We start from the raw sequence: 12,539 nt of genomic DNA, 5'->3' as shown, positions 1-12,539 counted from the left end.
GCATCCCGTTGCTCTACAAGCTGTAGTACTACTGTAGGTAGATGTACTACGGCTTGTAGAGCTCAGGGAGTCGACGGGACAGATGGACGCACTAGACCTGGCACGGTGGCAGTTCGGGGTGACCACCGTCTACCACTTTCTGTTCGTGCCCTTGACCATCGGTCTGGGCATCTTCGTGGCCGGCCTCCAGACGGCCTGGCACCGTACCGGCAAAGAGCACTACCTGAAGCTCACGAAGTTCTTCGGGAAGCTGTTCCTGATCAACTTCGCCATGGGCGTGGTCACCGGCATCGTGCAGGAGTTCCAGTTCGGGATGAACTGGAGTGAATACTCCACGTTCGTCGGCGACGTCTTCGGGGCGCCGCTGGCGATGGAGGCGCTGCTGGCCTTCTTCATGGAGTCCACGTTCCTGGGGCTGTGGATCTTCGGCTGGGACCGGCTGCCGAAGCGGGTGCACCTGGCGTGCATCTGGGCGGCGGCCATCGGGTCGAATTTGTCGGCTTATTTCATCCTCGCGGCCAACGCCTGGATGAAGCACCCGGTCGGCTACGAGGTCGTCGACGGCAAGGCCAGGATGACCGACCTGTGGGCCGTGCTGACCAACTCCACCGCGATCGCCCAGGTCCCGCACGTCATCGGGGCGGCGTTCATCGTGGCGGGCGGATTCGTGCTGGCCGTCTGCGGCTACTGGCTGCTGCGGACGCGCGCCGAGATGTGGCGCGGCGCCGCCCGCGCCGCGCTCGTGATGACGGCGATCGCCGGGGCGGTGGTCGCGGGCACCGGCGACATGTCGGCCAAGCTCATGTACGAGCAGCAGCCCATGAAGCTCGCCTCCGCCGAAGGGCTCGAACGCGACACCGCCGGCGCCCCGTTCAGCATCGCCCCCGGCATCGAGATCCCAGGCGTCCTGAGCTTCCTGTCGACCAACGACCCCAACGCCACCGTCCAGGGCACCGAGGACCTGCAGCGCCGCTTCGAGCAGGAGTTCGGCCCCGGCGACTACCGGCCGGACCAGGCCGTCGTCTTCTGGTCGTTCCGCGTGATGATCGTGTTCGGGCTGGCCACGGTGGGGCTGTCGGTGCTCGGCCTGTGGCTGACCCGCAGGAGGCGGCCGTTCCCCGCCTGGCTGTCGCGGACGCTGCTGCTGGCGCTGCCGCTCCCACTGCTCGCGGTGATCGCCGGCTGGCTGCTCAGCGAGATCGGCCGCCAGCCGTGGACGGTCGCGGGCGAGTTGCTCACCGCCGCCAGCGTGTCGCCGGGCGTGAGCCTGGCCGAGGTGGCCATCTCACTGACCGTTTTCACGCTGCTCTACGGCGCGCTCGCGGTGGCCGAGGTCGTGCTGCTGACCAGGCACGTCCGCAAGGGCGTCGAGGAGTTGCGGCCCGCCCCGGCGGCGGCGGAGCGCCTCGAGCCGACGTTGATGTACTGAGCTGACGGACTGAGGAGCAGACAATGATCGAGTTGTGGTTCGCCGTCATCGCCTTCCTCTGGACCGGCTACTTCGTGCTGGAGGGCTTCGACTTCGGCGTCGGGATGCTGGCTCCCGTGGTGAGCAGGACCGCCGACGAGCAGCGCGCGAGCCTGCAGACCATCGGCCCGGTGTGGGACGGCAACGAGGTGTGGCTGATCACCGCGGTCGGCGCCATGTTCGCCGCGTTCCCGGCCTGGTACGCGGGCATGTTCAGCGCGTTCTACCTGCCGGTCTTTCTGGTCCTGGTCGGCCTGATCGTGCGCGGCGTCGGGCTGGAGTGGCGCGGCAAGGTGAACGACCCGTTCTGGTGCGACCTGGGCATCGTGGTCGGCAGCGCGCTCCCGGCGTTCCTGTGGGGCGCGATCTTCGCCGACCTGCTGTACGGCAGCGCCCCCGCGGCCCTGCTCGGCGGCGCGTTCACGCTGGCGGTGTGCGCCCTGCACGGCGCCGTCTTCCTGGCCCTGAAGACCACCGGCGCGGTACGCCGCCGCGCCAGGACCACGGCCCTGGCCGCCGGCGCCGTGGCCATCCCCGTGGCCGTCTTCGCCCTGTCGAGCCTGGGCACCCTCCCCGCGCTGGCCGCCATGGCGGCGCTGGCCGCGGCCGCCGCCCTGACCTGGCGGCGCAGGGAGGGCTGGGCGTTCGCGGCCACGGCCGCCGCCATCGTGCTGGCCACGCTGGCGGTCTTCATGGAGCTGCGGCTGCGCCCGCTGCCCGGGCTGACCCTGGCCGAGGCCGCCTCCGGCGCGTACACGCTGACGGTGCTGAGCTGGATCGGGCTGATCACCCTGCCGTTCATCCTGCTCTACCAGGGGTGGACGTACTGGGTGTTCCGCAAGCGCGTTCAGGTGCCCGGAACACAGAAGCCCGGAACCCAGCGGCCCGGGGCTCAGGTGGCCGGGGCGCCGCCGAGGTAGAGGCGGCCGAGCCGCGGATCCGCGGCCAGGTCGCGCGCGGGGCCGGAGATGTGCACCCGGCCGAGGTCGAGCACGCAGCCGACGTCGGCCATCTCCAGTGCCCTGCGCGCGTTCTGCTCCACCAGCAGCACCGCCACGCCGGTCCTGCGCATGAGGTCGATCTGGTCGAACACGACCTGCGTGTTACGCGGGTCGAGCCCCATCGACGGCTCGTCTAGCAGCACCACGGACGGCTCCAGCATGAGCGCGCGGGCGAACTCGACCTGCTTCTGCTGCCCGCCCGACAGCAACCCGGCCATGCTCCCCCACCGCTCGCCCACCACGGGGAACAGCTCCTTGACCACCGCGATCCTGGACTCGAGCCGGGCCTGGTCGCGGACCGTGAACCCGCCGAGGCGCACGTTCTCCGCCACCGTCATCTCGCGGAACACGCTGTGCCCCTGCAGCACGTGGGCCAGGCCCAGGCCGAGCAGCCGCTGCGGCGACAGGCCCGACACGTTCCTGCCCGCCAGCACCACCCGGCCCGACCTGGGTGTGAGCAGGCCGCTGGCGACCTTGAGCGCGGTGGACTTGCCGGCGCCGTTCGGGCCGACGAGGCAGACGACCTCGCCGGAGCGGACCGAGACGGTCAGCCCGCGCAGCACGGGCGCGGCCCTGCCGTACCCGGCCTCGACCTCTTCCAGGGACAGGACGACTTCGGACGCCGGAACCTCGGACGTCGGGGCCTCAGACACCGAGATACGCCTCCAGCACGCGCGGGTCCTCGCGGACGGACGACGGCGGGCCTTCGGCGATGGGCGCGCCCCGGTCGAAGACGATCACGTGGTCGCACATACCCATCACCATGTCCATGTTGTGCTCGACGACGAGGAACGTGCGGCCCTCCGCATTGAGGTCGCGCACGAGCCCGACGATCCGGTCGATCAGCGCCGGGTTGACGCCGCCCGCCGGCTCGTCCAGCAGCACCAGCTCCGGCTCGGCCATGAGCACGGCGGCCAGCTCCAGGAGCTTCTGCTGCCCGTAGGACAGGTCGCGGGCCTCGGCCTCCTCCAGGTGCTCGATGCCCATGCGGCGCAGCCAGTGGCGGGCCCGCTCGACCTCGCCCTTGTCGTGCAGCCCCGCCAGCAGCTCGCGCAGCCGGGTCCGGCGCACGGCGACCAGCATGTTCTCCATCACGGTCAGGCGCGGGAAGATCCGGCAGAGCTGGAAGGTCCGGCCGATGCCCGCGTGCGCGATCCGGTGCGGCGAATGCCGGGTGATCTCGCGGTCGCGGTAGAGCACCTGGCCCGAGTCCGGCCGGATCATGCCGGTGATCAGGTTGAAGAACGTGGTCTTGCCCGACCCGTTCGGCCCGATCAGGCCGTTGATCCGGCCCTCGCGCAGCTCGACGGTGGCGCCGTCCACGGCCAGCACGCCGCCGAACGCCTTCGTCAGCCCCTCCGTCCGCAGCGAGCTCACGGCGCCACCCCCTGAAGTCGCTGGTCGGCGCTCTCGTCCGGGATGGAGGGACCGCCGCGTTTCCTGGTGAACCTGGCCAGGATGCCGTCCGGCATGAACAGCACGACCAGCACGAGCACCAGGCCGGTGGCCGTGAGGTGGATCTGCGTCTCGCCAAGCGCGATGAGGAAGTATTCCCCCGCCGGGGCCACGATGAGCGCGCCGAGCAGCGGGCCGTAGAGGTTCCTGACGCCACCGAGCAGGCTCATGAGCACCATGTACGAGCCGATCAGGATCGAGAAGACGAAGATCGGGTCGAGGCTGCCGAACCAGACCGCGTAGAGCCCGCCGGCCAGCGACACGAACAGGGCGGACAAGGAGAAGGCGATCACCTTGTACGCCGCCGTGGGCACGCCCAGCGACTCGGCCTTGTCCTCGTCCTCCCTGATGGCCCGCAGGCCCGCGCCGAAACGGGAGCGGGAGACGTACCACCACGTCAGCAGCGCCAGGCCGAGCAGGGCCAGGAACAGGTAGAAGAAGACCACGTGCGTCTGGCCCCGGTGCAGGCCGGGGAAGGGCGAGGGGATCTGCAGGCCGGTGGAGCCGCCGGTGAGCGAGCGCCAGCCCTGCACGACGAGGTTCATCATCGACACGAGCGCGATGGAGACGATCACGAAGGACGCGCCGCGCACCCGTACGGCGGCGATGCCGACGCCGACGGCGAAGACCGTGACGAGCAGCGCCGAGACGAGCAGGGCCACGACCCAGGGCACGTCCAGGCGCACGACGAGCAGGCCGGTGCCGTACGCGCCCAGGCCGAAGAACGCCGAGTGGCCGAGGGAGACGTAGCCGGTGAAGCCGCCGAGCAGGTTCCAGGACGTGGACATGGCGGCGTACATGACGGTCAGCGCGCCCGCGTACACCAGGTAGTAGTTGGGCACCAGCCACGGATAGGCGATCGCCAGCGCGGCGACCAGCAGCGGGAGCCCTCTAGAAACGGTGCGCAAGCCGGCCTCCGAAGAACCCCTGGGGGCGGACGAGCAGGGCCACGAAGAGGAAGACGTAGAACATCATCGTGGCCCAGGTGGCGTCCACGGTGACCAGCACCATGCCCTCGACCACGCCGAGCAGGATGGCGGCCAGCGCCGCGCCCACGACGCTGCCCAGGCCGCCGACCACGATGATGGCCATCAGCTTGCCGATCCACACCCAGTGCGAGGCGGGGAAGAACGGCGTGATGAGGGCCAGCACGGTGCCGCCCACGGCGGCGGTGGCCAGGCCCACGCCGAAGCCGTAGCCGGCCACGCGCTCGGTGTGGATGCCGACGAGCCTGGCCGCCTCGCGGTGCTGGATCGTGGCCCGCAGCGACTGCCCGAACCTGCTCCTGATCAGCACCGCGAACAGCACGGCGAGGGTGAGCGCGGCCACCCCGAAGGCGATGATCTTGTCGTACGGGAGGTGCACGCCGCCGATGGTCAGGGACTTGGTGGCGTACTCCATGCTGACCGACTTGTAGGAGCCGGTGTAGAACGTCCCGAGCAGCCCCTCGATGGTCAGCGCGATGCCGAACGTCAGCAGCACCGACATCATGGCCAGGTTCTCCGGCGCGAGGCGGGCGATGAGCAGCCGCTGCACGGCCACGCCCAGCACGAAGAACAGCGGCACGGTCAGCGGCAGCGCCAGGAACGGGTCCACGCCGAGCGTCGTGTGCACGGTGTAGGTCAGGTACGCGGCCAGGAACAGGAACGCCGGATGCGCCACCATGACCACCCGCATCACGCCGAAGTACAGCGACAGGCCCGACGCCAGCAGCGCGTAGAGCCCGCCGGTCAGCACGCCCAGGGCCAGCCCCTGAAGGAGCAGGGTCACCATTCCTTCTTCGGGTAGACGATGCCGGCGGTCTTGGCCTGCTCGGGCAGGACGATCTCGACCTTGCCGTTCACGTACTGCTGGATCATGTGCGCCTGTTCGGGGCGGCCCTGGTCGTCGAAGGACAGCGGCCCCACGACGGTCTCGAACGTGCCCTGCCTGATGTGCTCGGTCAGCTTGTCCTGGCACTCCTTGGTCGGATCGACGCACTTGACCGCGTTGACGGCGGTCTCGACGATCTGGCCGACGGTGTAGCCGTTGGCCGCGTCCTCGTTGGCCTCGCCGTTGAACATCTCCTTGTACCGCTTGACCAGGTCCTGGTTGCCGGGATAGGTGGCGGTCGCCGACCAGCCCACCGGCGAGATGATGTGCTCGACCGCCCCCTTCACCGCGGCGGGGAACTCCGCCAGCGTCGGGCCCGTCGAGAACGCCGCCAGCTTGGGCTGCACCTTCAGCTCCTGCAGCGCGCGGACCAGGCCGACCGAGTCCTCGAACTGCGTGCCGCCCACGACCAGGTCGGGCTTGACCGCCGCGATCTTGGCCGCGATCGGCGCGAAGTCGGTGGTCTCGGGCGGGTAGACCTCGTCCACGACCGTCTTGATCCCGGCCGCGGCCAGCTTGTCGCGCAGCCCGTAGGCGGTGCCCTGGGCGAAGGGGTCGTCCAGGCTCGCGTACGCCGCCGTCTTCGGCCGCTGGTCGGCGGGCAGCTTGGTGATGTACTCGGCCAGGTAGTTGTAGTGGTCGCTCGCGATCGCCGGGGCCGCGTAGAACAGCCGCTTGAAGCCCTGCTCGAAGACCTCGGCGGCGGCCCCGGCCGGCTCCACGAACAGCATGTTGTACGACTCGGCCACCTTCGCCGCCGGGATCACCAGCCGCGAGGAGAACGGCCCGAAGACCAGATTGACCTTGTCCTGGGTGATGAGGGACTCGTAGTCGGAGCTGACCCGGTTGGGGTCGGAGGCGTCGTCACGGAAGATCAGCTCGACCTTCCTGCCGAGCAGGCCGCCCTTGGCGTTCACCCGGTCGGCCCAGACCTGGTAGCCCTCCTGGATGCCCTTGCCCGGCTCCGAGAAGTCACCCGTGAGCGGGAGGGAGATGCCGATCTTGACCGGCCCTTGCTGCTGCCCCGGCGACTGCGCCGCGCCGGGTTCGTCGGTCTTCGCGCACGCGGTCAGCCCTAAGGCGCATATCGAGATGATCGCCAGACTCTTGGAAACTCTTGCCATCGAGGGCACCCCCGTCAGAAGAGGCGGAGCGAAAGCGCTTTCGTAAGCGCTTTCGGTTACGATTACACGGGATTCAGCCCCGGACAAGGGGGTTCGCACCACATGCCTGAGCGATCTTCTCCGACCTCCCCTCCGCGCCTGGTCGACGTGGCCAAGGCCGCCGGGGTCTCGCTCGCGACCGCCTCGCGGGCGATGACGGGCAGCACCGGGGTGAGCGCCGAGGTCGCGGCGCACGTCCAGGCGATCGCGTCCCAGGTCGGCTACGTGCCCAACAGCCACGCGCGGGCGCTGGCCGGCGGGCAGGCGTCCATGGTGGGGCTGATCGTGCACGACGTCGGCGACCCCTACTTCGCCGAGATCGCCAGGGGCGTGCTGCGCGAGACCGAGAGCCGCGGCTACCTGGCGCTGATCAGCCAGACCCAGCGCGACCCGCGCGCCGAGCTGGCCAGGGTGCGGGCGCTGCGGGCCCACCGGGTCAACTCGATCGTGCTGGCCGGCTCGGGATACATCGAGGCGCGCACCGAGACCGCGCTGGCCGCCGAGCTGCGCTCGTTCACCGCGGCGGGCGGCCGGGTCGCCGTGATCGGCCGGCACCACCTGCCGGTGGACGCGGTGCTGCCCGACAACGCGGCGGGCGGCGCCACGCTCATGCGCCACCTGCTCGACCTGGGTCACCGCCGCCTCGGCGTGCTGGGCGGCCCGGCCAGCCTGACCACGGTCGAAGACCGGCTGGCCGGGCTGCGCACGGCGTTCGGCGCGGCCGGGCTCGACTGGGGCACGGTCCCGGTGGAGCACGGCGACTTCACCCGGGAGGGCGGCGCGGCGGCCACGGCCCGGCTGATGGGCGCGCACCCGGGGCTGACGGCCGTGGTGGCGCTGAACGACCCGATGGCGGTGGGGGCGCTGTCGTGGCTGCTGAACCACGGGCGCCGGGTGCCGGAGGAGATCTCGGTGGCCGGGTTCGACGACGTCCCGGTGGCGCGCGACGTCTACCCGGCGCTCACCACGATCAGGCTGCCCATGGTGGGCATGGGCCGGCAGGCCCTGGAGCTGGTCCTCAAGCCACCGGCCGCCCGGCCGCGGCGCCGGCGCACCCGGCACGAGCTGGTGGTCAGAGCCTCCACAGCCCCGCCTGCCCCTTGACACTCGACTTCACCGGGTTACGATCCGCTCGAATGTGCGGAAAGCGCTTTCGGAAGCGCTTACGGACGAGGCGAGAGGACCCCCGGATGTCCCCCTTTCGCAGCTTGACGGTCGCGACCGTCCTTCTGATGACCGCGTTGATCGCGCCACCGGCCGCCGCCAGGGCGGCACCGGTCCCGATCGACGACCCCATCCCCGAGAAACCCGTCCCCTCAGGTCTCACGCTGACGCTGGAGGAGTTCGCCTCCTTCCCGAAGACCGAGACGACCCCGACGCCCACCGACCCGCGGCTGGTCCGCTGGGCCCGGATCAACTACCTGGGCGAACTCCCCGACAACTCCCGCCGCATGTACGTCAACGACCTCAACGGCAAGCTCTACCTGCTCGGCAGGGACCGGCAGCCGCGCGAGTACCTCGACGTCGCCGCCACGTTCGCCCCCGACTTCATCTCCGGGCGCGGCCTGGGCAGCGGGTTCGGCTTCGCCGCCTTCCATCCCGAGTTCGGCAGGAACGGCAGGTTCTACACGGTCCACACCGAGTGGGGCGACGCCCTCACCACGAAGACCCCCGACCTGCCGCCCCAACCGGGCACCAGGTTCCACGGCGTGATCACCGAGTGGACGGCCGCCGACCCGAGGGCCGCCACCTTCACCGGCACCCGCAGGGAGGTGCTGCGGCTCGGCTTCTCCGGCCAGATCCACGGCATCCAGCAGATCGACTTCAACCCGGCGGCCCGGCGCGGCGACGCCGACTACGGCCTGCTCTACGTCGCCTCCGGCGACGGCGGCAGGGGCGCCGGCAGCGACGACCCGCAGAACCTGGCCATCCCGCAGGGCAAGATCCTGCGCATCGACCCGTCGGGCACGAACGGCGCCAACGGCAGGTACGGCATCCCCGCCTCGAACCCGTTCGCCGGCCAGGCGGGCAGGCTGGGCGAGATCTACGCGTACGGCATGCGCGACCCGCACCGCTTCAGCTTCGACACGCGGGCCGGCGGCAACCGGCTGCTCCTGGGCCACATCGGCGAGCACGCCATCGAGGCCGTGTACGACATCGGCCCCGGCGACAACCTGGGATGGAGCGAGCGCGAGGGCTCCTTCACCTACAACAAGGCCGACCGCTGCAAGCTGTACACGCTGCCCGACGACGACGCCCAGTTCGGCTACACCTACCCGGTGGCCGCCTACGACCACGACCCGCCGCCCGGTCACCCCTGCAACGCCGACAGCGGCCACGCGATCGTCGGCGGCTTCGTCTACCGGGGCGCGCGGCTGCCCGCCCTGTACGGCAAATACCTGTTCGGCGACATCGTGGACGGCCAGGTGTTCTACACCGTCGCCAGCGAGATGCGCGAGCAGAGCGGCCGCCGGGCCACGATGTACAAGCCGCGGCTGGTGGACGCGACCGGCAGGCAGGTGACGATGCCGGATCTGGCCGGCAGCGCCCGGGTGGACCTGCGCTTCGGCCAGGACAACGCGGGCGAGCTGTACGCGCTGTCCAAGGCGAACGGCAAGATCTGGAAGGTCACGAAGGCGGAGTGGACGCCGGCCGGCCTGCTGCCCACGTTCCGCTCCGACCTGGTGGCCGCGTACGACTTCGACCACCCGCTGCCCGCCGACCCCGCCCAGGAGCAGGACCAGGGCCTGTCCGGCACCCCCATCGCGCTCGTGAACGGCGGCGCGGCGATGCGCGTCGCCGATCACGCCTACCGGGGCAGCGGGAACGCGCTGCAGACCCGGCAGGTCGATCCGGCGACGGCGGGCAACGACGACTGGAAGGCGGGCGTCTACGCCGACCCGGGCGTGCCCACCCTGCGGGCCCTGAACGCCGTCCGGGGCACCACCATCATGGGCTGGTTCAAGATGCAGGGGGACGGCCCGGCCCTCAACACCAATACCGCCGACCCGGCCGACCGCTTCAACGCGATCGGGCTGGCCGGCGTGCTCAGCGGCAACTCCCAGGGCCACGACGTGCGGGCCCTGCTGGAGCTGATCACCGTGAACGGGGAACTACGGGTGGTCGCGCTGGCCCGGCGGGTGGACGGCGCGAGCTCCCAGACCTTCGCCGCGAACCAGCCGTGGCAGCAGGTCCTGCCCCGTGACCGGTGGGTGTTCCTCGCCGCGACGTACGACTTCGACACCGCGACCATGAAGCTCTTCAAGAACGGCCGCCCGCTCGACGGCTCCTACACCGTCACCGGCGACCCGTGGACCGTCGAGGGCGATCCCGAACCCGACGTCACCTCGGCCACGGATCCGCGCGGCATCAAGATCGGCGGCAGCTTCCCGCAGAACACCCGGGAGCAGAACCCCTGCGACTGCCGCATGGACGGCCTGGTGTTCCTCGACCGGGTCGCCACCCCGGCCGAGATCAGGGCCCAGTACGAGCTCCTGCGCCGCCGCTGAGAGGGGGCAGGGGGTGGCGCGTGCACGACCCGGCTCCGGCGCCCCGCCCCTTGCTCAGCCCCCTCCCCCCGAAAGGACAGGACCGAAGGGGTGGGGAAGGGGCGCCGGTCAGCCGACGACCTGCATCTTCTTGGTCCGATGGTCCGTGAGATGCAGGTCGCCGCCGAGCCTCTCCTTCAGCAGGTCGAGCACCTTGCGGCTGGACAGCACGGTCCAGAGCCGGCCGACCAGGTGCGGGTTGTACTCGGGGGCGGCGTCCATCCAGGCGTCCTTGCCCGCCTGGCTCCTGAACGTCGTCACGAAGAACTCCCCGTCCGGGGTCTTGCAGTACCCCGTACGGATCTCGGCGGCGCTGACCTGCATGCGTGGCTCGCAGCCCACCTTGGCGGAGAGCTGTTCGACGGTGAGGGGGGCGGCGTCGACCTGCTTGCCGCCTGCTGCGACGTAGCCGCCCACGCTCCCGGAGGAGCAGCCGGCGACCAGTCCGGCCAGCAGCGCGAAAGCGGCCAGACGTGGAAATGTCGTCATGTGCGGAGGTACGCAGGCCCCCAGGAGCGGGTTCAGACCCAGACCGGCTAGTTAGGGCTGGGCGACTTGGAGACCCGGTGGTCGGTCAGGTGCAGGTCCCCGTTGAGCGGCCCCCTGATCGCCTCCAGCGTCTTCAGCGGCCCCAGCACGGTCCACCGTGGCCCCACCAGGTGCGGGTTGTACTCAGGCGCCCGATCCATCCACTCGTCCTTGAGCTTCTCCGTCTTGAAGGTGTTGACGAAGAACTCCCCGTTCGGGGTCTTGCAGTACGCCGTTTTCACCTCGTCGGCGTCCACCTGCATCTTCGGCTTGCAGCCGACCTTCTCTGACAGTTGGTCGATGGTAAGGGGGGCGGCGTTGGCCTGCTGAGTCTTTCCCGCTGCGACGTAGTCGCTCCAGCCCCCCGAAGAGGAGCAGCCGGCGACCAGTCCGGCCAGCAGCGCGAAAGCGGCCAGACGTGGAAATGTCGTCATGTGCGAAGGTACGCAGCCCCGCCCTTCGCGGTTCAGCGCAGAACGACGCAACCTCGCGCCGCGAGCCGGCGCAGCACCTCGGGCTCGCCGTCGAGCTTGTTCCAGCGCAGGTCGAGCTTCTCCAGCGCGGGCAGGGCTGCCAGGCCGCCCGGCAGCTCGCGCAGCCGGTTGTTGCGCAGGTCGAGATGGGTGAGCCGGGGCGGCAACGACTCCGGCAGCGCCCGCAGGCGGTTGTCGCGCAGGTCGAGCACGCGCAGCTCACCCAGCCCGGCGATCGACCCGGGCAGCCGGGTCAGCCGGTTGCCCTGCAGGTGCAGCTCGCGCAGCCGGGACAGGCCGCCGATCGTCTCCGGGAGCGCCTCCAGCCGGTTGCCGTAGAGGCGCAGCTCCATCAGCGCCGCCATGGAGCCGAGCGCGTCCGGCAGGCGCTCCAGGCGGTTGTCGGTGAGGTTGAGGTAGGCCAGCCGGTCGAGCCGCCCGATCGAGCCGGGCACCCGCGTGAACAGGTTGTCGCTGAGGTAGAGGTAGTCGGTGAGCGGCAGGTCGCCGATCTCGGGCGGGATCTCGGTGAGCCGGTTGTGGCCCAGGTCGAGCATGCGCAGCCGGGCCAGGCCGCCGATGGCCGCGGGGACCTCGGTGAGGGCGTTCTCGGCCAGGTTGAGCGACTCCAGCCCGGTCAGCTTCCACAGCGACCCCGGCACCTCGGTCAGCCCGTTCGCGCCCGCCGCCAGGTGCCTCAGCGTGCCCGGCAGGCGGCCGGGCAGGGCGCCGACGCGGTTGCCGTACAGGAAGAGGGCCTCCAGGTGCGGCGGGCAGGCGGGGAAGGAGGTCAGCTCGTTGCCGTCGAGGTGCAGCGCGCGCAGCGCGGTGAGCCCGGACAGGTCGGGCAGCCCGCGCAGCCCGTTGCCGTCGAGCCGCAGCTCCTCCAGCGACGTGAGCCCGGCCACCCACGCGGGCACCTCGGCGATCCGGTTCCAGGCCAGGTCGATCAGTCGGACGTCGCCGGGCACGTCGGGAAAGGCGGTCAGACCGGCATCGGGGGCGAGCATGGCGAGCATCGTCTCATGCGG

General features: G+C 70.6%; 12 protein-coding genes. 4 read left to right on the top strand and 8 right to left on the bottom strand.

The window, feature by feature from the left end; translation table 11 throughout:
- Window positions 1-82: 82 nt before the first annotated feature.
- Entirely contained in the window at window positions 83-1,429 is a 1,347-nt protein-coding gene (locus AB0I15_RS45180) for a cytochrome ubiquinol oxidase subunit I (RefSeq protein WP_358110908.1), read from the top strand.
- 23 nt (window positions 1,430-1,452) lie between these two features.
- The gene (gene cydB / locus AB0I15_RS45175) at window positions 1,453-2,388 is read left to right on the top strand and encodes a cytochrome d ubiquinol oxidase subunit II (protein ID WP_358110905.1); all 936 of its coding nucleotides are present in this window, start codon (window positions 1,453-1,455) and stop codon (window positions 2,386-2,388) included.
- Here cydB and AB0I15_RS45170 read toward each other — a convergent pair.
- The 5 genes from AB0I15_RS45170 to AB0I15_RS45150 are packed head-to-tail and all read right to left on the bottom strand — an operon-like array spanning window position 2,361 to window position 6,920.
- Window positions 2,361-3,122 carry an ABC transporter ATP-binding protein gene (locus tag AB0I15_RS45170; protein WP_358110902.1) on the bottom strand — a complete coding sequence of 254 codons (762 nt, stop codon included), beginning with the start codon at window positions 3,120-3,122 and terminating at the stop codon, window positions 2,361-2,363. The genes cydB and AB0I15_RS45170 overlap by 28 nt on opposite strands.
- Complete coding sequence (locus AB0I15_RS45165) at window positions 3,115-3,846, bottom strand: ABC transporter ATP-binding protein (protein WP_358110899.1); 732 nt, start codon at window positions 3,844-3,846, stop codon at window positions 3,115-3,117. Before AB0I15_RS45165 ends, AB0I15_RS45170 begins: the two co-directional genes overlap by 8 nt.
- Window positions 3,843-4,832, bottom strand: a complete 990-nt coding sequence (locus AB0I15_RS45160) for a branched-chain amino acid ABC transporter permease (protein WP_358110896.1) — start codon at window positions 4,830-4,832, stop codon at window positions 3,843-3,845. Before AB0I15_RS45160 ends, AB0I15_RS45165 begins: the two co-directional genes overlap by 4 nt.
- Window positions 4,816-5,694 (bottom strand): branched-chain amino acid ABC transporter permease, encoded by an 879-nt coding sequence (locus AB0I15_RS45155; protein ID WP_358110893.1) that lies wholly within the window; start codon window positions 5,692-5,694, stop codon window positions 4,816-4,818. The genes AB0I15_RS45160 and AB0I15_RS45155 overlap by 17 nt, the downstream gene beginning before the upstream one ends.
- Window positions 5,691-6,920: an amino acid ABC transporter substrate-binding protein gene (locus AB0I15_RS45150; RefSeq protein WP_358110890.1), complete on the bottom strand. Its 1,230-nt coding sequence runs from the start codon at window positions 6,918-6,920 to the stop codon at window positions 5,691-5,693. The genes AB0I15_RS45155 and AB0I15_RS45150 overlap by 4 nt, the downstream gene beginning before the upstream one ends.
- 102 nt (window positions 6,921-7,022) lie before the next feature.
- Between AB0I15_RS45150 and AB0I15_RS45145 the strand changes: the two genes are divergently transcribed.
- A complete protein-coding gene (locus AB0I15_RS45145; RefSeq protein ID WP_358110887.1) occupies window positions 7,023-8,063 on the top strand; it encodes a LacI family DNA-binding transcriptional regulator in 1,041 nt (346 codons plus the stop codon).
- 128 nt (window positions 8,064-8,191) lie between these two features.
- Window positions 8,192-10,468 (top strand): PQQ-dependent sugar dehydrogenase, encoded by a 2,277-nt coding sequence (locus AB0I15_RS45140; protein ID WP_358110884.1) that lies wholly within the window; start codon window positions 8,192-8,194, stop codon window positions 10,466-10,468.
- 108 nt (window positions 10,469-10,576) lie between these two features.
- Here AB0I15_RS45140 and AB0I15_RS45135 read toward each other — a convergent pair whose 3' ends face one another.
- The 3 genes from AB0I15_RS45135 to AB0I15_RS45125 are packed head-to-tail and all read right to left on the bottom strand — an operon-like array spanning window position 10,577 to window position 12,518.
- On the bottom strand, window positions 10,577-10,996 hold the full coding sequence (locus AB0I15_RS45135; RefSeq protein WP_358110881.1) for a hypothetical protein: 420 nt from the start codon (window positions 10,994-10,996) through the stop codon (window positions 10,577-10,579).
- Between the two features lie 47 nt (window positions 10,997-11,043).
- Window positions 11,044-11,469 carry a hypothetical protein gene (locus AB0I15_RS45130; RefSeq protein WP_358110878.1) on the bottom strand — a complete coding sequence of 142 codons (426 nt, stop codon included), beginning with the start codon at window positions 11,467-11,469 and terminating at the stop codon, window positions 11,044-11,046.
- 32 nt (window positions 11,470-11,501) lie between these two features.
- Window positions 11,502-12,518, bottom strand: coding sequence for a leucine-rich repeat domain-containing protein (locus AB0I15_RS45125; RefSeq protein WP_358110875.1), 1,017 nt, complete (start codon window positions 12,516-12,518; stop codon window positions 11,502-11,504).
- Window positions 12,519-12,539 lie beyond the last annotated feature (21 nt).

Source organism: Nonomuraea sp. NPDC050643 (assembly GCF_040654715.1).
In the GTDB taxonomy this organism is placed as follows: domain Bacteria; phylum Actinomycetota; class Actinomycetes; order Streptosporangiales; family Streptosporangiaceae; genus Nonomuraea.
This window is presented reverse-complemented; position numbering and strand designations above follow the sequence as displayed.